The 23,321-nt window shown below is 64.6% G+C and carries 20 protein-coding genes; 10 read left to right on the top strand and 10 right to left on the bottom strand.

The genetic code is table 11. The features are described 5' to 3' along the window. Positions 1 to 234 precede the first annotated feature (234 nt). The 3 genes from rpoB to AYK61_RS24010 all read left to right on the top strand — a co-directional run bounded on the left by rpoB (position 235) and on the right by AYK61_RS24010 (position 8,349). Positions 235 to 3,741, top strand: coding sequence for a DNA-directed RNA polymerase subunit beta (gene rpoB, locus AYK61_RS24020; protein WP_121873409.1), 3,507 nt, complete (start codon positions 235 to 237; stop codon positions 3,739 to 3,741). A 96-nt stretch (positions 3,742 to 3,837) separates the two neighbouring features. After that, positions 3,838 to 7,794, top strand: a complete 3,957-nt coding sequence (locus AYK61_RS24015) for a DNA-directed RNA polymerase subunit beta' (RefSeq protein WP_121873408.1) — start codon at positions 3,838 to 3,840, stop codon at positions 7,792 to 7,794. Positions 7,795 to 7,959: 165 nt separating this feature from the next. Continuing rightward, complete coding sequence (locus tag AYK61_RS24010) at positions 7,960 to 8,349, top strand: VOC family protein (protein ID WP_121873407.1); 390 nt, start codon at positions 7,960 to 7,962, stop codon at positions 8,347 to 8,349. A 13-nt stretch (positions 8,350 to 8,362) separates the two neighbouring features. Here the strand turns inward: AYK61_RS24010 and AYK61_RS24005 are convergent, their stop codons facing one another. Then, complete coding sequence (locus tag AYK61_RS24005) at positions 8,363 to 8,725, bottom strand: nuclear transport factor 2 family protein (RefSeq protein WP_121873406.1); 363 nt, start codon at positions 8,723 to 8,725, stop codon at positions 8,363 to 8,365. Positions 8,726 to 8,801: 76 nt separating this feature from the next. Here AYK61_RS24005 and AYK61_RS24000 point away from each other — a divergent pair, with 76 nt between their 5' ends. Next, positions 8,802 to 9,296: a MarR family winged helix-turn-helix transcriptional regulator gene (locus tag AYK61_RS24000; RefSeq protein WP_121873405.1), complete on the top strand. Its 495-nt coding sequence runs from the start codon at positions 8,802 to 8,804 to the stop codon at positions 9,294 to 9,296. Positions 9,297 to 9,402: 106 nt separating this feature from the next. Here AYK61_RS24000 and AYK61_RS23995 read toward each other — a convergent pair whose 3' ends face one another. Then, positions 9,403 to 10,788, bottom strand: a complete 1,386-nt coding sequence (locus tag AYK61_RS23995; protein WP_121873404.1) for an MFS transporter — start codon at positions 10,786 to 10,788, stop codon at positions 9,403 to 9,405. Between the two features lie 67 nt (positions 10,789 to 10,855). On the opposite strand from AYK61_RS23995, the gene soxR reads away from it, so the two are divergent. Beyond that, positions 10,856 to 11,293: a redox-sensitive transcriptional activator SoxR gene (gene soxR / locus AYK61_RS23990; RefSeq protein WP_183130555.1), complete on the top strand. Its 438-nt coding sequence runs from the start codon at positions 10,856 to 10,858 to the stop codon at positions 11,291 to 11,293. Between the two features lie 67 nt (positions 11,294 to 11,360). Here the strand turns inward: soxR and AYK61_RS23985 are convergent, their stop codons facing one another. Beyond that, positions 11,361 to 11,780 carry a VOC family protein gene (locus tag AYK61_RS23985; RefSeq protein WP_121873606.1) on the bottom strand — a complete coding sequence of 140 codons (420 nt, stop codon included), beginning with the start codon at positions 11,778 to 11,780 and terminating at the stop codon, positions 11,361 to 11,363. Between the two features lie 121 nt (positions 11,781 to 11,901). Here AYK61_RS23985 and AYK61_RS23980 point away from each other — a divergent pair, with 121 nt between their 5' ends. Then, the gene (locus AYK61_RS23980) at positions 11,902 to 13,515 is read left to right on the top strand and encodes an alkaline phosphatase (protein WP_121873403.1); all 1,614 of its coding nucleotides are present in this window, start codon (positions 11,902 to 11,904) and stop codon (positions 13,513 to 13,515) included. Positions 13,516 to 13,524: 9 nt separating this feature from the next. On the opposite strand, the gene AYK61_RS23975 is transcribed toward AYK61_RS23980, so the two are convergent. Together AYK61_RS23975 and AYK61_RS23970 are read right to left on the bottom strand one after the other, a co-directional pair. Continuing rightward, a complete protein-coding gene (locus AYK61_RS23975; RefSeq protein ID WP_121873402.1) occupies positions 13,525 to 13,866 on the bottom strand; it encodes a hypothetical protein in 342 nt (113 codons plus the stop codon). Positions 13,867 to 13,912: 46 nt separating this feature from the next. After that, on the bottom strand, positions 13,913 to 15,553 hold the full coding sequence (locus tag AYK61_RS23970) for a GMC oxidoreductase (RefSeq protein WP_121873401.1): 1,641 nt from the start codon (positions 15,551 to 15,553) through the stop codon (positions 13,913 to 13,915). A gap of 132 nt (positions 15,554 to 15,685) precedes the next feature. On the opposite strand from AYK61_RS23970, the gene AYK61_RS23965 reads away from it, so the two are divergent. Then, on the top strand, positions 15,686 to 16,621 hold the full coding sequence (locus tag AYK61_RS23965; RefSeq protein ID WP_121873400.1) for an endonuclease/exonuclease/phosphatase family protein: 936 nt from the start codon (positions 15,686 to 15,688) through the stop codon (positions 16,619 to 16,621). A gap of 10 nt (positions 16,622 to 16,631) precedes the next feature. Here AYK61_RS23965 and AYK61_RS23960 read toward each other — a convergent pair whose 3' ends face one another. Then, entirely contained in the window at positions 16,632 to 17,006 is a 375-nt protein-coding gene (locus tag AYK61_RS23960) for a VOC family protein (RefSeq protein ID WP_121873399.1), read from the bottom strand. A gap of 93 nt (positions 17,007 to 17,099) precedes the next feature. Here AYK61_RS23960 and AYK61_RS23955 point away from each other — a divergent pair, with 93 nt between their 5' ends. Then, positions 17,100 to 18,062, top strand: a complete 963-nt coding sequence (locus AYK61_RS23955) for an MsnO8 family LLM class oxidoreductase (RefSeq protein WP_183130530.1) — start codon at positions 17,100 to 17,102, stop codon at positions 18,060 to 18,062. Here AYK61_RS23955 and AYK61_RS23950 read toward each other — a convergent pair. Next, entirely contained in the window at positions 18,038 to 18,955 is a 918-nt protein-coding gene (locus tag AYK61_RS23950; protein ID WP_121873397.1) for a LysR substrate-binding domain-containing protein, read from the bottom strand. The genes AYK61_RS23955 and AYK61_RS23950 overlap by 25 nt on opposite strands. A 130-nt stretch (positions 18,956 to 19,085) precedes the next feature. Between AYK61_RS23950 and AYK61_RS23945 the strand changes: the two genes are divergently transcribed. Beyond that, positions 19,086 to 20,408 (top strand): NAD(P)/FAD-dependent oxidoreductase, encoded by a 1,323-nt coding sequence (locus tag AYK61_RS23945; protein WP_121873396.1) that lies wholly within the window; start codon positions 19,086 to 19,088, stop codon positions 20,406 to 20,408. 10 nt (positions 20,409 to 20,418) lie between these two features. On the opposite strand, the gene AYK61_RS23940 is transcribed toward AYK61_RS23945, so the two are convergent. From AYK61_RS23940 to AYK61_RS23930, 3 genes are read right to left on the bottom strand one after another with little or no spacing between them, the layout of a single operon-like run. Beyond that, the gene (locus tag AYK61_RS23940; protein WP_121873395.1) at positions 20,419 to 21,069 is read right to left on the bottom strand and encodes a response regulator transcription factor; all 651 of its coding nucleotides are present in this window, start codon (positions 21,067 to 21,069) and stop codon (positions 20,419 to 20,421) included. Then, on the bottom strand, positions 21,066 to 22,334 hold the full coding sequence (locus tag AYK61_RS23935) for a sensor histidine kinase (RefSeq protein ID WP_183130529.1): 1,269 nt from the start codon (positions 22,332 to 22,334) through the stop codon (positions 21,066 to 21,068). Before AYK61_RS23935 ends, AYK61_RS23940 begins: the two co-directional genes overlap by 4 nt. A gap of 38 nt (positions 22,335 to 22,372) precedes the next feature. Further along, positions 22,373 to 22,945, bottom strand: a complete 573-nt coding sequence (locus tag AYK61_RS23930; protein WP_183130528.1) for a hypothetical protein — start codon at positions 22,943 to 22,945, stop codon at positions 22,373 to 22,375. A 162-nt stretch (positions 22,946 to 23,107) separates the two neighbouring features. Between AYK61_RS23930 and AYK61_RS23925 the strand changes: the two genes are divergently transcribed. Next, positions 23,108 to 23,308, top strand: a complete 201-nt coding sequence (locus tag AYK61_RS23925; protein WP_068053408.1) for a hypothetical protein — start codon at positions 23,108 to 23,110, stop codon at positions 23,306 to 23,308. Positions 23,309 to 23,321 lie beyond the last annotated feature (13 nt).

Raw genomic sequence — 23,321 nt, 5'->3', positions numbered from 1 at the left:
CACGAATGGACCCCGGGTGCTACTTTTGATGCCCCCGTTGCGCTCTGCGCACATTTGGGGTACCTTTGGACGTTGCGCTGGCTGCCTCCTGTCCACCTCTCGATCGCTGTTACCCGAAAGCACGTTTTCGGGCCGCTGTGATGGGGATTCGGTCTGGTTGCACCAGCCGAAATTCGCCCCACATATAGCAAACAGATACAGCGGCGGTCGCACTGCACGAGCGACCCGCGTGAGGTGCTGGAAGGACGCATCTTGGCAGTCTCTAGCCAGACCAAGGCAGTTGTCGGAACACCGGGAGCCCCGAGGAGGGTTTCGTTCGCGAACATTCGCGAGCCGTTGGAGGTACCCGGTCTCCTCGATGTACAGACGGATTCGTTCGAATGGCTGGTAGGTGCGCAGAGTTGGCGTGACCGTGCCGCCGCCCGCGGAGACAGCAGTGTCGCCGGTGGACTCGAGGACATCCTGACCGAGCTCTCTCCGATCGAGGACTTCTCGGGCTCGATGTCTCTCTCCTTCTCCGACCCACGATTCGACGAGGTCAAGGCCTCGACCGATGAGTGCAAGGACAAGGACATGACGTACGCGGCTCCGCTGTTCGTCACGGCCGAGTTCATCAACAACAACACCGGTGAGATCAAGAGCCAGACGGTCTTCATGGGTGATTTCCCGATGATGACCGACAAGGGCACCTTCATCATCAACGGCACCGAGCGTGTCGTGGTGTCGCAGCTGGTGCGTTCTCCGGGCGTCTACTTCGATCATTCGATCGACAAGACCACCGAGAAGGACCTGCACAGCGTCAAGGTCATCCCCGGTCGCGGTGCATGGCTCGAGTTCGACGTCGACAAGCGCGACACCGTCGGTGTCCGCATCGACCGCAAGCGTCGCCAGCCCGTCACGGTGCTGCTGAAGGCTCTCGGTTGGTCCACCGAGCAGATCACGGAGCGCTTCGGCTTCTCCGAGATCCTCATGGCCACCCTGGAGAAGGACAACACCGCCGGTACCGACGAGGCGCTCCTCGACATCTACCGCAAGCTGCGTCCGGGCGAGCCGCCGACCAAGGAGTCGGCGCAGACCCTGCTGGAGAACCTGTTCTTCAAGGACAAGCGCTACGACCTCGCTCGCGTGGGTCGCTACAAGATCAACAAGAAGCTCGGCCTCAACTCGGGTGAGCCCATCGTGGCGTCGACCCTCACCGAGGAAGACATCGTCGCGACCATCGAGTACCTCGTGCGTCTGCACGCAGGTGAGACCTCGATGACCGCACCCGACGGCGTCGAGGTTCCGGTCGAGGTCGACGACATCGACCACTTCGGCAACCGTCGTCTGCGTACCGTCGGCGAGCTCATCCAGAACCAGATCCGCGTGGGCCTGTCCCGCATGGAGCGCGTCGTGCGCGAACGTATGACGACTCAGGACGTCGAGGCGATCACGCCGCAGACCCTGATCAACATCCGTCCCGTCGTCGCTGCGATCAAGGAGTTCTTCGGAACCTCCCAGCTCTCGCAGTTCATGGACCAGAACAACCCGTTGTCGGGTCTGACGCACAAGCGTCGCCTGTCGGCACTGGGACCCGGCGGTCTCTCTCGTGAGCGCGCCGGCCTCGAGGTCCGCGACGTTCACCCGTCGCACTACGGCCGCATGTGCCCCATCGAGACCCCGGAAGGCCCGAACATCGGCCTGATCGGATCGCTCTCGGTGTACGCACGCGTCAACCCGTTCGGCTTCATCGAGACCCCGTACCGCAAGGTCGTCGACGGCAAGGTCACCGACGATGTCGATTACCTGACCGCCGACGAGGAGGATCGCCACACGCTCGCGCAGGCGAACTCTCCGGTCGACGATTCGGGTCACTTCGTCGAGGACAAGATTCTCGTCCGTCGTAAGGGTGGAGAGGTCGAGTTCGTCTCGTCCGACGACATCGATTACATGGACGTCTCGCCGCGACAGATGGTCTCCGTCGCGACCGCGATGATTCCGTTCCTCGAGCACGACGATGCCAACCGTGCCCTGATGGGCGCGAACATGCAGCGTCAGGCCGTCCCGCTGGTGCGCAGCGAGGCTCCGATCGTCGGTACCGGCATGGAGCTGCGTGCAGCTGTCGATGCCGGTGACGTCGTCATCACCGAGAAGACCGGTGTCGTCGAAGAGGTCTCCGCCGATTACGTCACGGTCATGGCCGACGACGGATCGCGCAAGACCTACCGGATGCGCAAGTTCGCGCGTTCCAACCAGGGCACGTGCGCCAACCAGCGTCCGATCGTGGACGAGGGACAGCGCGTCGAGACCGGCCAGGTCCTCGCCGACGGCCCCTGCACCGAGAACGGTGAGATGGCACTCGGCAAGAACCTGCTGCTGGCGATCATGCCGTGGGAGGGCCACAACTACGAGGACGCGATCATCCTGTCGCAGCGCCTCGTGGAAGAGGACGTTCTCACCTCGATCCACATCGAGGAGCACGAGATCGATGCTCGCGACACCAAGCTCGGTGCCGAGGAGATCACTCGCGACATCCCGAACGTCTCCGACGAGGTCCTCGCAGACCTCGACGAGCGCGGCATCATCCGTATCGGTGCCGAGGTTCGTGACGGCGACGTGCTGGTCGGAAAGGTCACGCCGAAGGGCGAGACCGAGCTGACCCCCGAAGAGCGCCTGCTGCGCGCCATCTTCGGTGAGAAGGCTCGCGAAGTTCGCGACACCTCGCTCAAGGTTCCGCACGGCGAGAACGGAAAGGTCATCGGCATCCGCGTCTTCTCGCGCGACGACGACGACGATCTGCCTCCCGGCGTCAACGAGCTGGTCCGCGTCTACGTGGCTCAGAAGCGCAAGATCCAGGACGGCGACAAGCTCGCCGGCCGCCACGGCAACAAGGGCGTCATCGGCAAGATCCTCCCGCAGGAGGACATGCCGTTCCTGCCCGACGGCACCCCGATCGACATCATCCTCAACACCCACGGTGTTCCGCGTCGTATGAACATCGGGCAGGTCCTCGAAACCCACCTGGGTTGGATCGGCAAGACCGGTTGGAACGTGCAGATCGCCGCGGACGGCAGCAAGCCCGATTGGGCCGAGCGTCTGCCCGAGGAGATGCTGGCGGCTCCGGCCGACAGCAACATCGCCACCCCGGTGTTCGACGGTGCCAAGGAGAATCAGCTCGCCGGCCTGCTGGAGAGCACGATTCCCAACCGCGACGGCGAGCAGATGGTCGGCTCCGACGGAAAGGCCACGTTGTTCGACGGCCGCTCCGGCGAGCCGTTCCCGTACCCGGTGTCGGTGGGCTACATGTACATCATCAAGCTGCACCACTTGGTCGACGACAAGATCCACGCTCGTTCGACCGGGCCGTACTCGATGATCACGCAGCAGCCCCTCGGCGGTAAGGCGCAGTTCGGTGGACAGCGCTTCGGTGAGATGGAGTGCTGGGCCATGCAGGCCTACGGTGCCGCGTACACGCTGCAGGAGCTTCTCACCATCAAGTCGGACGACGTTGTCGGCCGCGTGAAGGTGTACGAAGCGATCGTCAAGGGCGAGAACATCCCGGAGCCGGGTATCCCCGAGTCCTTCAAGGTGCTCCTCAAGGAGCTCCAGTCGCTGTGCCTCAACGTGGAGGTGCTGTCCTCGGACGGCGCAGCCATCACGATGGCCGACGGTGACGACGAAGACCTCGAGCGTGCCGCAGCCAACCTGGGAATCAACCTCTCCCGCAACGAAGCTGCCACGGTCGACGACCTCGCTCAGTAGTTCTGTGGTCTGCCGGATCCGCCCAGTGCGGATCCGGCAGGCGTTTCTCTCATTTGCTCTTCCAGCACAACACCCATAACGGGGAAAGGAAGTTACGTGCTCGACGTCAACTTCTTCGATGAACTTCGCATTGGCCTTGCCACTGCGGACGACATCCGTCAGTGGTCCTACGGCGAGGTCAAGAAGCCGGAGACCATCAACTACCGCACGCTCAAGCCCGAGAAGGACGGCCTCTTCTGCGAGAAGATCTTCGGCCCCACTCGGGACTGGGAGTGCTACTGCGGCAAGTACAAGCGCGTCCGCTTCAAGGGCATCATCTGTGAGCGCTGTGGCGTCGAGGTCACTCGCGCCAAGGTGCGTCGTGAGCGCATGGGCCACATCGAACTGGCCGCTCCGGTCACGCACATCTGGTACTTCAAGGGTGTGCCGTCGCGTCTGGGCTACCTGCTCGACCTGGCTCCGAAGGATCTCGAGAAGATCATCTACTTCGCTGCCTACGTCATCACCACGGTCGACGACGAGCTCCGCCACAACGAGCTCTCGACGCTGGAGGCCGAGATGGAGGTCGAGAAGAAGGCCGTCGCAGATCAGCGCGACGCCGATCTCGAGGCTCGTGCGCAGAAGCTCGAAGCCGACATCGCCGAGCTCGAAGCCGAGGGTGCCAAGTCCGACGTGCGTCGCAAGGTCAAGGACGGCGGCGAGCGCGAGATGCGTCAGCTCCGTGACCGCGCGCAGCGTGAGCTCGATCGTCTCGAAGAGATCTGGACCACGTTCACCAAGCTTGCTCCCAAGCAGCTCATCGTCGACGAGCTCATCTACCGCGAGCTCATCGACCGGTACGGCGAGTACTTCACCGGTGCCATGGGTGCCGAGTCGATCCAGAAGCTCATGCAGACCTTCGACATCGACGCCGAGGCGGAGTCTCTGCGCGAGACCATCCGCAGTGGCAAGGGTCAGAAGAAGCTGCGTGCGCTCAAGCGTCTGAAGGTCGTCGCCGCATTCCAGGCCGGCCGTAACTCGCCGATGGGCATGGTTCTCGACGCTGTTCCGGTCATTCCGCCGGAGCTTCGTCCGATGGTGCAGCTCGACGGTGGACGTTTCGCGACGTCCGACCTCAACGATCTGTACCGCCGCGTCATCAACCGCAACAACCGCCTCAAGCGTCTGATCGATCTCGGTGCTCCCGAGATCATCGTCAACAACGAGAAGCGGATGCTGCAGGAGTCGGTCGACGCCCTGTTCGACAACGGCCGTCGTGGACGTCCGGTCACCGGACCGGGTAACCGTCCGCTGAAGTCGCTCTCCGACTTGCTCAAGGGCAAGCAGGGTCGATTCCGTCAGAACCTCCTCGGCAAGCGCGTCGACTACTCGGGCCGTTCGGTCATCGTCGTCGGCCCGCAGCTCAAGCTGCACCAGTGCGGTCTCCCGAAGCTGATGGCTCTCGAGCTGTTCAAGCCGTTCGTGATGAAGCGTCTGGTGGATCTGAACCACGCGCAGAACATCAAGTCGGCCAAGCGCATGGTCGAGCGTCAGCGTCCGCAGGTGTGGGACGTTCTCGAAGAGGTCATCGCCGAGCACCCCGTGCTGCTGAACCGTGCACCCACCCTGCACCGGTTGGGCATCCAGGCGTTCGAGCCGCAGCTCGTCGAGGGCAAGGCCATCCAGCTGCACCCGCTCGTGTGTGAGGCGTTCAACGCCGACTTCGACGGTGACCAGATGGCTGTCCACCTCCCGCTGTCCGCCGAGGCTCAGGCCGAGGCACGCGTGCTGATGCTGTCGTCGAACAACATCCTCTCGCCGGCATCGGGCCGTCCGCTCGCCATGCCGCGTCTGGACATGGTGACGGGTCTGTACCACCTGACGCGTCTCGATGCCGGTGCTGTCGGCGAGCGCGCCGACGCCAAGACCGACACGGCCGAGTTCGGGGCGTACTCCTCCCCGGCCGAGGCTCAGATGGCCGTCGACCGTGGATCGCTCACGGTGCAGTCGCAGATTCGGGTTCGTCTCACCACGCAGCGCCCGCCGCGTGACATCGAGAACGAGCTGTTCCCCGAGGGCTGGAACCGTGGCGAGGCATGGACCGCGGAAACCACTCTGGGACGCGTTCTCTTCAACGAGCTGCTTCCGGCGGACTACCCGTTCGTCAACGAGCAGATGCCGAAGAAGCGTCAGTCGACCATCATCAACGATCTCGCCGAGCGTTACCCGATGATCGTCGTCGCACAGACCGTCGACAAGCTCAAGGATGCAGGCTTCTACTGGGCCACGCGTTCGGGTGTCACCATCTCGATCTCCGACGTCCTCGTGCCGCCGGAGAAGCCGCAGATCATGGAGACCTTCGAGGCTCAGGCCGATCAGATCGAGAAGAAGTACCAGCGTGGCGCACTCGACAAGGTCGAGCGCAACTCCGCATTGGTCAAGATCTGGCAGGACGCGACCGAGCAGGTCGGTAAGGCCATGGAGGCCCACTTCCCCGACGACAACCCGATCCCGATGATCGTGAAGTCCGGCGCAGCCGGAAACATGACTCAGGTTCGCTCGCTCGCCGGTATGAAGGGCCTGGTGACGAACCCGAAGGGTGAGTTCATCCCGCGTCCGATCAAGTCTTCCTTCAAGGAAGGCCTGACGGTCCTCGAGTACTTCATCAACACGCACGGTGCTCGTAAGGGTCTGGCCGACACGGCGCTTCGTACCGCCGACTCGGGCTACCTGACGCGTCGTCTGGTCGACGTCTCGCAGGATGTCATCGTTCGGGAAACCGACTGTGGCACCGAGCGCGGCATCGTCACGACGATCGCCGAGAAGATGGCCGACGGCAAGATGATCCGCGACGCTCACGTCGAGACCAGCACGTACGCCCGCACCTTGGCGAACGACGCTGTCGACGAGAACGGCACGGTCATCGTCGCTCGCGGACACGATCTCGGTGACCCGGCCATCGACGCGTTGCTCGCTGCGGGCATCACGTCGGTCAAGGTTCGCTCGGTGCTCACCTGCACCACGGGAACCGGCGTCTGCGCCACCTGCTACGGCCGCTCGATGGCCACCGGCAAGCTGGTCGACATCGGTGAGGCCGTCGGTATCGTTGCCGCACAGTCCATCGGTGAGCCCGGAACCCAGCTGACCATGCGTACCTTCCACCAGGGTGGTGTCGCCGGAGATGACATCACCGGTGGTCTACCTCGCGTGCAGGAGCTGTTCGAGGCACGTGTGCCGAAGGGCAAGGCTCCGATCGCGGACGTGTCGGGACGCATTCAGCTCGAGGACGGCGATCGTTTCTACAAGATCACCATCGTCCCGGACGACGGCGGCGAAGAGGTTGTCTACGACAAGCTCTCCAAGCGTCAGCGTCTGCGCGTCTTCAAGCACGACGACGGCACCGAGCGCCTCCTGGCGGACGGTGACCACGTCGAGGTCGGCCAGCAGCTCATGGAAGGTGCTGCCGATCCGCACGAGGTCCTGCGTGTGATGGGTCCCCGTCAGGTGCAGATCCACCTCGTCAACGAGGTCCAGGAGGTTTACCGGTCGCAGGGTGTGTCGATTCACGACAAGCACATCGAGACCATCGTGCGCCAGATGCTCCGTCGCGTGACGATCATCGACAGCGGCTCCACCGAATTCCTGCCCGGTTCACTCACCGAGCGCAGCGAATTCGAGTCGAGCAACCGTCGCGTCGTCTCCGAGGGTGGCGAGCCCGCAGCCGGACGTCCGGTCCTGATGGGTATCACCAAGGCGTCGCTGGCCACCGACTCGTGGCTGTCGGCAGCGTCCTTCCAGGAGACCACTCGTGTGCTCACCGATGCGGCGATCAACTGCCGTAGCGACAAGCTCATAGGTCTCAAGGAGAACGTCATCATCGGTAAGCTCATCCCGGCTGGTACCGGCATCAACCGGTACCGGAACATCACGGTGCAGCCGACCGAAGAGGCGCGTGCCGCGGCATACGCGGTGCCGTCGTACGACGATCAGTACTACAGCCCGGACGGCTTCGGCCAGGGAACCGGCGCTGCAGTGCCGCTCGACGACTACGGTTTCTCCAACGAATACCGCTAGAGCGACTCCGTCGCACGTGAGCGGAACCTCGTAGTCCACTACGAATTTCCGCTCACGACGGCAGAGCTCGACACACAGAGCCCCGCATCGACTCCGGTCGGTGCGGGGCTCTGTCGTGTCTGGGGTGCGCGGTGAGTTTTCCGTATCACTCGGGTCAGTAACGGTATGACCAACCCAAAATCCAGCACCATCGTGAACATCGGCGTGGCCATGTTCACCGTCTCAGACCAGGACGCGGCTCTCGAGTTCTATTCGCGTGTACTCGGCTTCGAGCTACGCGACGACACGCGTTTCGGCCCCGAGGGCGAGTATCGGTGGGTCGAGGTGGCACCGCCCGGTTCGACGGCACGGCTCGCCCTGAATCCGCCGATGGGTGACTCGCCCGGCGGGTCCTCGATCGGTGTCGAAACTCCCGACGTCGAGGCGGAACACGCGCGACTGGCCGCGATCGGCGGTGTCGACATGGACGCAATTTCCGGGACAGAGGACGGTGCGCCGCCCATGTTCGTACTGCGAGATCCCGACGACAATTCGGTGTGGGTGGTTCAGGCCTGACGGATCGGCCTGGCTATTTCCGATCGACGAACGTGTACAACTCGGCGATCGTGCCGTCCTTGACGACGGCGAAGTCCTGGCCGGTGACGACCGCTGGGGCGTCGGGCGGCGAGAGTGCCCAGGAGATGCGTGCGACGTCGCCCAGCACGGCGGGTTCGACGGTGACGGAGAAGGACAGGCCGGCGGAGTCCGCGAGGAGTGCGGCGATCGCATCGATGACGGCGTCGCGTCCGGTCGCGGTGTTCTCGGCGTCGTAGAACACCGCGTCCGGGTGGTACATGGCTTCGATCAGCTCGCGTCGTCGGTCGGCGTCGGTTGCGTTGAATACCTCGACTACGTTGCGACGTACCAACTCGGCGTGAGAAGTGCTGTCCATGGTGGGCCCCTAAGGTTGGTGGTCGGGGTTCGGTGTAACAACGCCCCGGCTCCCAGCATCTCAGAAAGAACGTGACATGTCACCTAATAACCCCGAAGGCGGCCCGTGGCTGACGCCGGTTCAGGAGTCGGCTTGGCGCGCCTACATGGGGTTGTCGCTGCAGATGACGTTCGAGATGAACCGGCAGCTGACCGAGGACCACGGTCTCTCCTTGGCCGACTACTCGGTGCTCGTTGCGCTCGCGGACAGTCCCGACGGCCGTCGCCGGGTGACCGACCTGGCAGCCGAGATCGGCTGGGAGCGCAGCAGGGCCTCGCACCATCTTGCTCGGATGTGCGCACGGGGGCTCACCGATCGCGCGGTCTCGACCACCGACGGGCGCGCCACGGATGCGGTTCTCACCGGTGCAGGCAGGGCGGCTCTGGACGGAGCTGCCGCGGGTCATGTCGATGTGGTGCGTCGATTGTTCTTCGACGGGCTCGTACCCGAGGAGATCCCCGTTCTGGAGTCGATCCTCACGCGTCTACGCGATCATGTGCGAACCAATGGGACACTGCCTCGGCCGCAGTGACAACCTTCACCTCGCGTGACAACGGGTGGTCATGGCGAGCTGGTTCGTCCCGGGGGTGTTTTCGATACCCGCACGCCTGAACCGGCTCGCCGGACAGCTCCCGAACCTACGTCCGCTGCGATCGCGCCGCCGCTGTCACCCCGATCAAAGCCAGCGCGGCGAAAGTGAACAGCAGCAACTGAGCCGATCGCAGCGTCGATGGTTCGCCGAGGTTCACCAGCACACCCGCGAGGGCTGCGCCGAAGGCGTTGGCGATCAGTTGGACGGTGTTGATGGCGGCGGAGGCTCGTGCGCCTTCTCCCGGTTCGGCAACCGAGGTCATGGCTCCGACCGCCAGGTGCGGCCACGCGATGCCTATTCCGACACCCGCGACGATCAGACCCACCACCCACACCGCGATCGCACCTGCACCCGCCCGATCGGTGAGAAGTGCTGCCATGGTGCACAATCCGGCGGCAACGAGGATTGGTCCACCGATGACGATGCGTCGTACGACGTGTGGTGCTGTGGCCGGTGCGCTGGGTATCTCGCCGAGAGTCCAGCCCAATGCCAGCGCAGCTCCGAGGAATCCGGCGGCCAACGGTGCCAAGCCTGCCAGTCGTTGGCCGAACAGCGGAATGAACGTCTCCACCGTCGAGGCGACGGCGAGGACGACGATGGTCAGGTACACCCACTTCAGGGACGATGCGCTGAATGTAGACGGCGGAAGCACGCCGTGGGGCGCGCGACGGTCTGCGGCCACGAAGGCGACCAGGAGCAGCACGCCGGCCAGGACCATCACTGCGGTGGTCGCGAGGTTGGACATCACTCCGGCCGCGCTGACCAGCAGTGCAGCTGTGGTGAGCAAGGTCAGCGACAGGGTGGGCACCGGGCTCGTCTCGGTGGTCTCGTTCGTGCGGGCCGGGAGTGCTTTGGGGACCAGGGCGGCGACGGCCAGAGCTGCGACCACGAGCACACCGAACGCCATTCGCCACGCTCCGAATTGAGCGAAGATGCCGCCGATGGCCGGGCCCGCGAACGTTCCGACGCCCCACATGGCCGAGACCAGTGCAGCGCCGCGAGTCCAGAGGTGTTGTGGCAGAGCTGCATTGATGACGGCGTAGCCGAGTCCTGCCAGGAGGCCGCCTCCTGCACCCTGGATCGTTCGGCCCACCAGCAGCAGTTCCATCGTGGAGCTCAGCGCGCACACGACGGTTCCGAGAGCGAAGATGGTCAGGCCGATCAGGTAGGCGCCTCGTGGTCCGCGGGCGGCGAGGATGTTGCTGACCAGCATCGAGGAGATGACGGACGCAATGAGGAAAACCGTTGCCGTCCAGGCGTAGTAGCGCTGGCCGCCGATCTGGTCGATGGCAGTGGGGAGCAGGCTGGTGGTGAGGTAGACGTTGGTGGCGTACAGCGCTACGCCGCCCGCGAGGACGGTTGCGGTGCCGAGGTAGCGGGTGCTGAGCAGCTGTCGCCAGGTTCCGGTCGTGGGTTCGGTGGAGGGGTGCATGATGACGAAGGTTAGGATCTCGAGTGCACTTCAGGTCAAATCCGTTCACCGGTTGGGAGGCAAAATGATCCGCAAAAGCGACGAGCTGTTGTCCATCGGTGAGGTTGCGGCCAGAACCGGTGCCGCAGTGTCGGCGGTCCGGTACTACGAGACCCTCGGGCTCGTTCCTGCCGAGCGGACGGCCGGAAACGTACGCAAGTTTCCACGTCACGCCATCAGGAGAATTTCGCTGATTCAGGTGGCGGTGCGGTTCGGGATCCCACTGGCGGAGGTGGCCGAGGTCTTCGCGTCGTTGCCGTCGGGTCGCACCCCGAACAAGCGTGACTGGGCCAAGATCTCGTCCGCCTGGAACCAGAGGTTGGAGGATCGAAAGCAGTCGATTGCGCGAATGCAACAGGAACTGACCGGGTGCATCGGCTGTGGCTGCCTCTCGCTGAACAAGTGCACCCTGCTCAATCCCGGCGACGAGCTGGGCAAGGCGGGGCCGGGGGCGCGGCTGATCTGAAGCGCCCCACCCTGCCTCCGATGTTCGGCAGCAGCTGACCGGTCCCCTTCGCGGATGCTGTCGATCGTCAGTGATGGCAGACGGCCTCGAGGTCGATGCCGTTGAGGTCGCGCACGAATGATCCGTAGTACGTGGCGTGGTATTCCGGCTGCAGTCCCGGCGGCCGGAGCTCGACTGCTCCTGCCGACAGTGCTGCGGCGTGGAAGGCATCGACCGTCGCGCGATCCGCGGCGCTGAAGGCGAGATGGGTGTGCGGACCGATGGCCGAACCCGGGGCGTCGACTATCCAGAAGAAGGGCTTCACCTGCGCCCAACCGAACGCGATCATCGCGAGCTGGTTCGCCTCGGGGGTGTGCGGTACCCGCATGATTTCGGTGATCCCCAGCGGTTCCAGGACAGCACCGTAGAACTCGGCGCTGGCACCGAGATCGGCGACGCCGATGTTGAGTTGGTCGATTTGGGAGCCTGTGCGGTCGGTGTTCGTCATGCGCTCGAGTGTTGCCGAGATCGCGGACATATTCGGTCCTGAATCGATTCGAAACGTCGTGTTCACTTCGCGGTAGACCCGATTATGGGCACAGTTCTCCCGGGCGCGAGAGCCTCGAATAATGGTGAGACGGGGTAACGAGATACGGATCGGGCAGGACATCTCCTTGCGGGCGGGGGCCACGCGTCGACAGTTCCTGACCTGGAGTGCGCTGGTGGGGGCGCTGGCGTTCACTCCGGGACTCGCGGGAACGACGGCGAACGCACAGTCCGTGGTGACTCCCGACTATCCGTTCCGTCTCGGCGTGGCATCCGGTGACCCACTGCCCGATTCGGTCGTGCTGTGGACCAGGCTCGCCACCGATCCCTTTGCGCCACTGGGCGGGATGACTCCCGGAGTGGTGCCGGTACGGTGGCAGATCTCGGCGGACGAGCGATTCGCGAGCATCACCCGCGAAGGTATCGAGCTGGCGACCGAGTTCGACGGCTGGTCGATTCACGTCGACGTCCGAGGGCTCGAGCCGGCTCGCGAATATTTCTATCGGTTCCTCGTCGGACCACATGCCAGTCCGGTCGGCCGCACCAAAACTGCACCGGCACTGGGCCAGCCGCTCAGCAAGCTCGATTTCGCCTGGGCGTCGTGCCAGAAGTGGGAGGACGGCTACTTCGGCGCGTACCAGGACTTGGCGGCGTCGAATCTCGATGTGGTGTTCTTTCTGGGCGACTACATCTACGAGTACGCGATCAAGGACGAGGGTGCGAGGCAGGGCGAGCCACGCAACGAATCGGCTGCCCGAGAAACCATGGTGCTCAGCGACTATCGAGACCGATATGCGCTGTACAAGGCGGACGAGAATCTCGCTGCGGCCCATGCGTCGGCACCGTTCGTCTCGACGTTCGACGATCACGAGGTGGACAACAACTGGGCCTCGCAGATCAGTCAGGACGATGACGACCCGCGAGAGTTCCTGTTGCGCAGAGCCGATGCGTTCAAGGCGTGGTGGGAGAACACGCCGGTTCGTGCGAATCTGAAGCCCGTCGGACCGGACATGACGGTCTATCGCCGGTTCTCGTTCGGCGATCTGGTGGACTTCTCGGTACTGGACACGCGGCAGTACCGCAGCGATCAGGCGCACGGGGACGGCGAGCATGCCCAGGACGCCGAGACGGCTGATCCGTCGCGCACGATCACCGGTGCGGCGCAGGAGAAGTGGATACTCGACGGGTTCGCATCATCGTCGACGTGGAACTTCTTGGCGCACCAGACGGTCATCTCGGACTTGGCCCGTGGGCTCGGCAGCGATCGCAAGGTCGGGATGGACCCGTGGAGCGGCTACGAGGCGTCTCGGCACCGAATTCTGGACGGGGCCAGGGATCGTGGCACGAAGAACGTCGCGTCGATCGTCGGCGACATCCATCGCACGATCGTCTCCGAACTACGCCGCGACTACCAGGATCAGGCGTCGCCGATCCAAGGCGTGGAGATCGCGACCACCTCGATCGCGTCGGGCAAGGACGGTGCCGACGTCGACACCGCCGGTGCGGCCATCGCCGAAGCCTCACCGCACGTCAAGTACGGCAACGCTCGGCGCGGCTATCTCCGCAGCACGCTGACTAACACCGAATGGCATTCGGAGGTAAGGGTTCTCGATGCGGTGTCGACGCCCGGCAAGGCGGTGCGCACAGCCGCGACCGTCACCGTCCCCGAAGGCCGCCCCGATATTCAGCTCGGTTGACGCCAACGGTCACTGACGAATTGCGAACATCGGCATCGCCAGACCGAGCAGCATCACGGTGAACAGGAACCATGCCGCGCCCTGCCAGATCGGCCACGTGCCACCGGCGCGGTAGGACTTGTATCCCAACGTCAGAGCTCCGATTCCGCCGAGGAAGCACACCGCGGGCACCGATGCGGCCAACACGGGGTTCGTGCGGTCGACGACCAGGAATACTGCGGTCAATGCCGCAGCCACCGCCACCACGGCCGCGCAGTATCCCGCCGCTTTGCGAAAGGCTCCGGGATCGCTCCAGCGCTTTTCGACGTCGCGGTCGGCGATGGTGCGTTCGGTCGGATCGTTGACGGGCATACCTGTGGGCTACCCGTTTCGCGCGGGTCTACCCACTTTCGAACGGTCAGCGACCGTCGGCGATGATCTGCGCGACGTTGCGTTCGGCGAGCGCGGTGATGGTCAGCGACGGGTTGGCGGCTCCGGTGCTGCCGGGGATCAACGCACCGTCGACGACGTAGAGCCCGGGGTGGCCCTTCACCCGCCCGTAATCGTCGGTGACGTCGCCCAGTACCGCGCCGCCGAGGGGGTGGGCGGTGAAGGTGTCGTCGACGTCGCGGGTGAACGGCTCGGCCGCGACGATGGTGCCGCCGGCCTGGGCCATCCGATTCTGCACGGAGCGCAGGGCTTCGACGGTGTCCCGGCTGCCACCCTTGGGCCAGTTCAGCGTCAATCGGTCTGTGGCGGAGTCGAATCCGAAGTTCCCGCGCAGTGGGTCGATGGTCATACCGAGTGAGCCGATGAAACCCAGGTTCATCGGAACGCCCGGGACGTACCAATTCTCGACGGTCAGTGGCAGTCCCGAGTCGTCGACGATGCGTGACGCGCAGGGCGCACCCTGCGGTCCGGCGGACATCGGCCCGAGGGAGCGGGTCATCGATGCGTCGCCGTTGGTGCCCCAGCCGGTGCCGACGAATTCGTTGAGGTTCGACAGCGCTCCGGTGGTGCGGGCGCGCATCAGCAGTTCGGTGGTGCCGATGGATCCAGCTCCGAGGACGAGGGTGTCGCAGGTGAGAGCGCGTGTCTCGACGACGTTGCCGAACGGATCCAGGCGTTCGATCTCGACGCGGTAGCGGCCGCCGGATTCGGCACCGATCGCCGCGACGCGGTGGCTGTGACATACCGTCGCGCGGCCGGTGGCCTCGGCCTGGGGGATGTAGTTCTGCGTCAGGTCGTGCTTGGCGCCGTTGGAGTTGCCGAAGGTGCTGGCACCGACGGTTGCGGACGGCCTCGAGCGGCCGCCGATCTCGTCGCGGACGACGTTCCAGTTCCAGTTGCCGTCCACTGCCTGGGGGGTGAAGCCTGCCCGCCGGGCGTGGTCGTCCCAGGTGCGCGAGTGTGCGAAGTTCGGGCTGTTGTAGACGTCCTCGGGCATCGGCGACGGCCGGAGCATCGAGCGGGCCTTCGGGTACCAGGTGGCGGCCATCTCGTCGTAGTTCAGTCGTCCGCCGAAGGAGAGGTCGAAGAACTTCTTGTCGGGGGCGATGGTGACGCCGGTGTACACGATCGAGCCGCCGCCGACGGCCGCGCCGCGCCAGACCGAGAGGTTTTCGTAGCGGGTGGTGTCGAGTACGCCGCCGAACAGGTCGACCGGTCCGACGGGCATTCCGGTGATGTTGGTGAACGAGGTCTGTTGCCACAGTCCGCGTCCGTCGGCGGTCATGTCAGCGGTGAAGATCTCGCGCCACGGGTCACGTGGCCAGCGCAGTCCGCGTTCGAGGACGGTGACCTGGGTGCCGGCCTGCGCCATCCGGAGGGCGGCGGCGCTGGCACCGAACCCGGAGCCGATGACGAGTACGGGGGAGTGGTCCGGTGGGCGCGGGGGATCGGCGAACAGCTCGGGGACCAGTGATCGGATTCGTTCGGCACCGATGGGGAGTGCGCCTGCTGTGGCAGAACCCGGCAGTCCGGCTGAGCTCAGGACCGGAGCGGCGGCAGCGCCGAGCATTCCGGCAGCGGCCAAACGCAGCAGTTGCCTTCGATTCACGGAAAACTTCCCCCTAGTGCGTGCGGACAGCGCTGTCGATTGTGTCGTGTTTGCTGCAAGAAAGCGAACACTTCGGTCGGATATAGGGACGGCTCCCAGCTCGGCCTCAGGTTTGCCTGTCACACTCCGCTCATGGTTTCGGGATCGGTGGCTCTGTTACTGCTCTTCGCAGCGGCACTGGGCATCGCAGCGCACCTCGTCGACGCCCGGGGGCAGGCGATGCTCGTCTTCGGTGCTTTGGCACATGTCCTCATGCTCGCCGCCGTGCCCGGCACTGCTCTCGCGGCAGTGGCGTTCGGTTGGTGGGGGTTGGCAGCGGGCGCGGTTGTATCGATGATTGCCGCGGCCACGCAGATTCCTCTGTTCAGGCACCGCTCCCGGACGACGGTCGAGGCATCGAGTCTGACGGTGTTGCACGCCAACATCTGGCTGGGGCAGGCCGATCTCGACGCGTTGGCAGCGCTGGTCGTGCAGTACCGACCCGACGTGCTCACTCTCGTCGAACTGACGCCGGAGGCCGACGCCCGTCTGCGCCCGAGACTGTCCGGCTCGTTGCCGCACGCGCACGTCAGTGCAGCTCCCGGCGGCGAAGGCGGCGGAATCTACAGCCGCTTCCCGCTCGTCGACCAGCGCAGGCACGACGGTTTCGTGACAGAACTGCTCTCCGCGCGGGTGGAGATGCCGGGCCGGCCGCTGGTGTTCGCGGTCCATCCGGTGCCGCCGTGGCCGCGGGAGCCGTCGGAGTGGGTACGTGAGCTGGGGTTACTGCGCCAGCTGTTGGCCAAGATCCCCGTCGACGACGGTCCCGTGGTGGTCGCGGGCGACTTCAACGCGACGCAGGATCATCGGCGGTACCGGGATCTGCAGGACGGCCGGTTCGTCGATGCCGCGGTGGCCACCGGGGCGGGCATGCTCAGGACGTACCCGGCGCATACCTGGTACCCGCCGGTGATCGCCATCGACCATGTTCTGGTGGCAGACCTGGCCGTTCGATCGGTCGAAGCCGTGACGATTCCCGGTTCCGATCACCGCGGCATCCTGGCCCGGCTGGCCTTCGGTCAGTCCTAGATCCGGCGAGTCAGGACTCTGCGGGCAACTGCTGCACCGACCACTTGTTGCCGTCGGGGTCGGCGAAGTACACGAACGTGCCCCAGCCCTCGTCCTTGGGCGGATCGATGGTCAGGCCCGCCGACGTGAGGTGCTCGTAGGCCTCCTGGACGTTGTCCACGACCATCAGAATCCCGGCCCCCTTGCCCGGCTCGGCGTCGGTGATGCCCTCGCCGATCGCGATGGAGCAGGCCGAACCCGGCGGAGTGAGCTGGACGTACCGGATGCCGTCCCAGGGGCGGGCGTCATGGTCGGCGTTGAAGCCGATCGAGGTATAGAAGTCCTTGGCGCGGTCCACGTCGGTGACGGCGAGGGTGACGAGTTCGATCTTCATGGTGAGGTTCATGGATACAGACTGACCGCTATTGCGGACATATTCGGTCCGCAGTGGACGAGCACTTCGAGAAATATGCCCGACGCCTCGTCGGTTGTTCCAGCAGTGTTGCTTTCACTCCTCGACAGATCCCGCACTCGAACCGGTTTCGACGACGCCTCGGCGTTGCGCCATACCGTCGAGCGGGCAGTGCATGCGGAGAAGATCGGGCTGCATCGGTTCTGGGTGGCCGAGCATCACGGCGTCCCCGGAATCGCGTCGGGCGCGCCTGCGGTTCTCGCCGCGGCGGTGGCGTCGCGCACCTCACGCATTCGCGTCGGATCCGGCGGGGTGATGCTGCCCAATCATCAGCCGCTGGTCGTGGCCGAGCAATTCCTGATGTTGGCGTCACTCTTTCCCGGCCGGATCGATCTGGGTGTCGGCCGTTCCCTCGGTTTCACCGAACCGGTTCGGGCAGCATTGCGCAGTGAGCGGACCGACACGTTCGAAGCCGATATCGCCGAATTGCGTTCGTATCTGGATGGTTCGGGCCCGGTGACGGCCCGGCCGGCTGTGTCTTCTCCGCCGGTGTTCGTCCTCGCCACCGGAGCAGGCCTCGAGGTGGCCGCCCGCGCTGGTCTTCCGGTCGTTGTCGGTGGACCGGTATTGCAGCAAGACGATCCATTGGCGCTCTATCGCAAGCACTTTCGGCCCACGCCCGCGAATCCCGAACCGTACGTGATCGTGTCGTTGGACGTGACCATCGCAGCGGACGCCGCCGATGCCCGCAGGCTCGCCGTCCCGGAGGCATGGGCGATGGCCAGGTCCAGACGCGAGGGCGAGTTTTCGGCTCTCGAACCGGCGTCGGCGATCGATGAATCGCAATGGACGCCGCAGACGCGGAACCGAATCGAGGCGTCGTTGGCGTCGAGCATCCTGGGTACGGCCGGGCAGGTCCGTCCGCGGCTGGAGGAGGTAGTCGAGCGCACCGGCGCGAACGAGATCATGGCCTCGACGTCGACGTACGATCGCGCCGAATTGTTCGACGCCGATGCCGCGTTCGCTCAGCTCGCCGGAGTGGCGGGTTGAACCGGTGCCGTGGGTTTGACAGGTGCCGTCGCGGCCAGAGCCGCCACGAGGTCGCGTTGAATGTCGGTGGCGGGCACGGTCGCGTCGACGACGGCCGATACCGGTAGCCGAAGCCTCCGGTCGGCCTCGGTGCAGAAGACCAGGCCGGTCTTGGGGGTGCTGTCGGCGGTGCTGGCGTACAGGATGGACCAGCATTGCGGGTTCTTGAGGAGTTCGGCGCTGGCGGTGTGGTCGGACGCCACGGGTGGGCCGAAGCTCAGCGGCAGTCCGCTGCGTTTCATCTCGCGCTCGATCACCCGGTGCAGCAGGATCTGCTCGCTCCGTTTGGGAAGTAGCAGGGGGTAGCCGGCGAGCTGGCTCAGGCTCGGGTTGTCCTCACCCGCCAGCGGATGGCCCTCGGGGAGGACGACGACGAGGTCCTCGGTCCACAGCTCGGTCACGTGCAGACCGGAGCGTTCGACGCTGCCGCGGATCAGCGCCACCTGGCAGTCGCCGGACGTCACCGCTTCGATCTGTTCTGCGAATCGTTTCAGGACGAAGTCGATCTCGGCGTCGGGATGGCGCTCGCGGACCGCGACGATGGCGGAGATGGCGTTGGCTGCGAATGTCATGTTTCCGGTCAGGCGCAGTTGATTCCGCCTTCGGGTCGTCAGCGCCAGGGCGGACTGCTCGAGCTCCACCATGTGCCGGGCGATGGAGACCAATTGTGCTCCGACAACGGTCAATCGGACGGTACGAGAGGTCCGCTCGAACAGGGGCTCACCGATTTCTCGTTCCAGCTTGGAGATCTGCAGGCTGATCGCCGATTGCGAGACGTAGCAGCGTTCGGCAGCGCGAGAGAAGTTCAGTTCCTCCCCGACCGCGAGGAAGTACTTCAGCTGCCGCAGTTCCATGCTGCCATTCAATCATGAGTTCTGCTCATAGATGCTATTTCAACTTCCGCGTTGATAGAGCTTCGCGGTCGGAGTTTCATGGAGGTAGTTCTTCGTAGAGGGAAAGACTCGAGCCGAAAAGGAAAGTGCTGTGCAAACGTACGACGTCGTCATCGTGGGATCGGGATTCGGAGCATTGGCCGCCGCCAAGTCTCTGGGCAAGGCCGGTGTGACGTTCTCGCTGATCTCCAGCACCACCGAACACCTCTTTCAGCCGCTGCTCTATCAGGCCGCCACCGGAATGCTCTCGACGGGCGAGATCGCCCCTCCGATCAGGCGCATCCTCGCGCAGTACGACTCCGCCGACGTGCGTCTCGGACGCGTCGTCGATGTCGATCCCGACGCTCACCAGGTCACCTACGTCGGTGCCGGGCAGAACCACACCATCGGCTTCGGTCGTCTCATCGTCGCCACGGGTGCCACGCAGGCGTACTTCGGCCGCGACGAGTTCAAGGACCGCACGTTCGCACTCAAGACCGTCGACGACGCGATCGCTCTGCGTGAGCAGATCCTGAGTTGCTACGAAACCGCGCACCTGACAACCGATCCGGCCGCTCGCAAGGAGTTGCTGAGCTTCGTCGTCGTCGGTGCAGGCGCGACGGGTGTCGAATTGGCCGGCCAGATCAGGGATCTCGCGCACCGCTACTTCGCCGGATCGTTCCCGGACATCGACCCGAGCGATGTCACGGTCACCCTCGTCGACGGAGTCAAGGAAGTGCTGCCCGCATTCGGCGGCAAGCTCAGCGCGTACGCCCGCACGAAGCTCGAGAAGTCGGGCGTCGACGTCGTCACCGGTGCCATGGTCACCGACATTGCCGACGACGTCGTCACGGTGCAGGATGTCGACACCAAGACGTCGCGGACGTACCCGGCCAAGACGGTCATCTGGTCGGCGGGAGTGCAGGCCAGTGATCTGGCGTCGACCGTCGCCGAGCGCACCGGGTGCGAGACCGACCGTGCCGGAAGGCTTCTCGTACACGACGATTTGACGGTCGGTTCGGCGAAGGACATCTACGCGATCGGCGACGTGACGTCGTTGAACAAGCTCCCCGGTCAGTCGCCGGTGGCTATGCAACAGGGCAGGCACGTCGCCAAGATGATCATCGGCAAGGTCGATGCCGGGACGCCGTTCAAATACACCGACAAGGGCAGCATGTCGATCGTCGGCCGATTCAGTGCTGTGGCACGGCTGTTCGGCAAGGTCGACATGTCGGGCCCGATCGCCTGGCTCATGTGGCTGGCCGTGCACCTGATGTACCTGGTCGGCTTCCGAAACCGCTACGTCGCGGTGGTGTCGTGGATGACCTCGTACATCGGCGACAAGCGACCGCACTTCCAGTACACCGACCACTCCGCTTCGCTGGTAGAGCACACCAGCGAGACTGCTGACGAAGACGAGCGCAGAGCGGCCTAGTTGTAAAGACCTACGTCGCAATGCCGTTGCGGTAGGCCCAGATCACCACGTGCACTCGGGTGTTGACGTCGAGCTTGCGGCAGATGTTGCCGACGTGAGTCTTCACCGTGCTCTGTTCGAGTTGCAGGGCCCGGGCAATCTCGTTGTTGCCCAGGCCCTGCGCCAACAGTTGCACCACTTCCATTTCGCGCAGACTCAGGTCGTGTTGCGGTGCAACGGTAGTGGCTCGACTCGGACTGCCCCGGCGAGCGAACTCTGTCATCAAGCGCGGGGTCAGTCTGGGGGAGAGGACCGATCCGCCGCCGGCGACGGTGACCACCGCGTCGGCGAGTTCGTCGGGATCGGTGTCCTTGAGCAGGAAGCCGGACGCTCCACTGTCGAGAGCTGCGAACACGTACTCGTCGAGGTCGAACGTGGTGACGACGATGACGCGAACGCCGTCGAACTGCGCCAGTATCTCGCGCGTTGCGGTCAGCCCGTCGCCGTTCGGCATCCTGATGTCCATCAGTACGACGTCCGGTCGCAAGGCCGACACCTGGTGCACGGCATGTTTTCCCGAGCTCGCGTGCCCGACGACCTCGATGTCGGGATGGCCGGCCAGGAACAGCTCGAATCCCTGCCGAACCACCGGTTGATCGTCCGCGATGAGTACGGTGATCACGCAGGCACCTCCAGTGGCCGAGAGATTTTCCCGCCGATGGGCAGTCGAGCGCGTACGGTCCACGTCGCTCGGTCGCCGGACAGTCCGGCATCGAGGGTGCCGCCGAGTAATGCGGCCCGCTCCCGCATTCCCGGAATACCGAATCCCTGACCCGAGGGCTCGTCCGGTTCGGAGCTGCCCGAGGTGATCGTGTTGGTGACGGTCACCTCGATGGCCGAGGATCGATCCGATACCTCGACGCGCACATCGCAGTTCGGCGCATGACGCCGGGCATTGGACAACGCCTCCTGAACGATGCGGTAGCACGTCAGTTGCACGGCGCTGTCGGTATCGTCGCTGTCTCCCACAATGCTGATCTCGATGCGCCCGAACGACATTCGTGACTGCTCGATCAGTTGGGCGATATCGGAGATCATCGGCTGCGGAGCGCTGTCGGTGTCGAAGTTACTGTCGGTGTCGAAGCTACTATCGGTCGTGTCGCTCGGGCGCAGGATTCCGACGATCTGGCGCAGGCTGTCGAGGGTGCGCTGGCCGTGTCCGATTGCGCCGGTGAGTAGTTCGCGTGCCTGCTCGGGGTTGATGGTGATGAGTGTCCTCGATGCCTTGGCCTGGATGAGCATGCCGGTCAGGTGGTGAGCCGCGACGTCGTGCAGTTCGCGTGCCATGGTCTTTCGTTCGTTGTCCAGGGCCGCGTTCAGTCGTTGTCGGTGTTCGATTTCGGCTCGGCCGAGGGCGGCCTCGCTCTCGAGTTCCTGGGCCCGTCCGCGTGCGATGTACTTGCCCAGTGCGATGAGCACCGTGTAGTTGATGGCGAGGTTCGCGATCTGCTCGACGACCACGCCGATCGTGCCACCGGGGCCGGTGTCGACGCTGACAGCGATTTCGAGGATCAACCCGACGGCGATGGGGGCGAACAGGCGTGGCCCGGTCACCCGAATTGCCAAGGCGGCGATGGCGAACCAGTACAGCGGGGTGAATCCGAGAGTCCGATCCGGCAGAACGAGAATCAGTGCGATGCTGATGGCCACCACCGACAGGTATGCCGTGACCGGAAAGGATCGGCGCACGCACGTCACCGCGGTCATCGCCAGCAGGGCAACGACACTCACTGCGATCAGGGGTGGGCTGCTGACGAGTTCGTCTCTCGTGTCACCGACCATGCCCGTCGAGAGTTGGAATCCGGCGTAGACGAGTGTGGCCAGGAGCATCTCGATCGGCAGCACCATGGGATTGCGCGGCCGCCAGGACGGGCGAAACGTGCGCACTACGCGGTGAAAACCCCGTATCCGGGAATCACCCAGCATCAGAGTCGACCTTCTCCTGCCACATCTTTCGAGCTCGAATTCTTCTTACCGACCACCCACAGCGGCCCGGTGACGAACCAGAAGAATGTGATGACGCCGAGAGGCTGAATCACGGTCTTCAGCGCTGCTGCCTGCTCCGAGTCTGCCACGGTGTAGGCCAATGCGTAGGTGATCGCCAGCGCGATAGCGGCAGCGGCCAGCCACTTCACGAATCCTCGGATCTCGTTGCGGTAGGCCTGTGGACCGGTCTTCGGGGGCTTGACCGGTGCGGGTCCGCCGGCGAATCGGTGCGCGAAGCGCACGTCGAGCCAGGCCACCGTCGAGTGCGCGAACACGACGGTCCAGCCGAGGTAGATACCGGCGAGGCGATGCGCGAATTCGACGTCTCCGCCCCGGTGCAGATCGAGCGCCACGGCCGCGATCAATACGATGTCGAGGACAGGGAGCAGGGCGAGCGTGATCGTGCTGGCGCGTCGCATGCGTGCCACGTAGCGCAGGCACAGGCCGCCGATCACCAGAACCCAGAAGCCGACCTCGCAGATCGCGATCGTGAGCAGAATCGGATTGTTCATGGCCCTGATCTCACCGCAGCCGATGCGTGCGCGATACCCCTGCGGAGGCGTCGTACCTGGTGGTTCGGCCGAAGGTACGACGCTGCGCTCCACCAAAAGTCGTAGCTGACCGCGCTACTGTGGAAGTACGCATACAGGACATACGAAACCCGGGAGTCGACGATGGCAGGCAAGAAGATCGACAGAGTGCACGCACAGTCCGCGTTGGAGACGGTTCGCGAGAATCCCGGCATCGCGTTGATCGCCGCCGCGCCCGCGTTGGTGGTGCTGGCGTTGGTGTGGTGGCTGCTCGGGTTCCCCGCAGCGTTGATTCTGCTGATCGCAGCAGGCGGTGCCGGCTACCTCTACCTCAGGAACCGCTGACTACCGATAGCAC

The organism is Rhodococcus sp. SBT000017, from assembly GCF_003688915.1.
Lineage (GTDB): Bacteria > Actinomycetota > Actinomycetes > Mycobacteriales > Mycobacteriaceae > Rhodococcoides.
Note: the sequence above shows the minus strand (reverse complement) of the source record. Positions and strands in the feature narration are given on the sequence as shown.

Bases quoted from the DNA above. Each gene is read 5' to 3' on its own strand.
- AYK61_RS24010 (WP_121873407.1), top strand. From the start codon at position 7,960: ATGACCAACCCAAAATCCAGCACCATCGTGAACATCGGCGTGGCCATG.
- AYK61_RS24005 (WP_121873406.1), bottom strand. From the start codon at position 8,725: ATGGACAGCACTTCTCACGCCGAGTTGGTACGTCGCAACGTAGTCGAG.
- AYK61_RS24000 (WP_121873405.1), top strand. From the start codon at position 8,802: ATGTCACCTAATAACCCCGAAGGCGGCCCGTGGCTGACGCCGGTTCAG.
- AYK61_RS23995 (WP_121873404.1), bottom strand. From the start codon at position 10,788: ATGCACCCCTCCACCGAACCCACGACCGGAACCTGGCGACAGCTGCTC.
- AYK61_RS23985 (WP_121873606.1), bottom strand. From the start codon at position 11,780: ATGACGAACACCGACCGCACAGGCTCCCAAATCGACCAACTCAACATC.
- AYK61_RS23980 (WP_121873403.1), top strand. From the start codon at position 11,902: ATGGTGAGACGGGGTAACGAGATACGGATCGGGCAGGACATCTCCTTG.
- AYK61_RS23975 (WP_121873402.1), bottom strand. From the start codon at position 13,866: ATGCCCGTCAACGATCCGACCGAACGCACCATCGCCGACCGCGACGTC.
- AYK61_RS23965 (WP_121873400.1), top strand. From the start codon at position 15,686: ATGGTTTCGGGATCGGTGGCTCTGTTACTGCTCTTCGCAGCGGCACTG.
- AYK61_RS23960 (WP_121873399.1), bottom strand. From the start codon at position 17,006: ATGAACCTCACCATGAAGATCGAACTCGTCACCCTCGCCGTCACCGAC.
- AYK61_RS23950 (WP_121873397.1), bottom strand. From the start codon at position 18,955: ATGGAACTGCGGCAGCTGAAGTACTTCCTCGCGGTCGGGGAGGAACTG.
- AYK61_RS23930 (WP_183130528.1), bottom strand. From the start codon at position 22,945: ATGAACAATCCGATTCTGCTCACGATCGCGATCTGCGAGGTCGGCTTC.
- AYK61_RS23925 (WP_068053408.1), top strand. From the start codon at position 23,108: ATGGCAGGCAAGAAGATCGACAGAGTGCACGCACAGTCCGCGTTGGAG.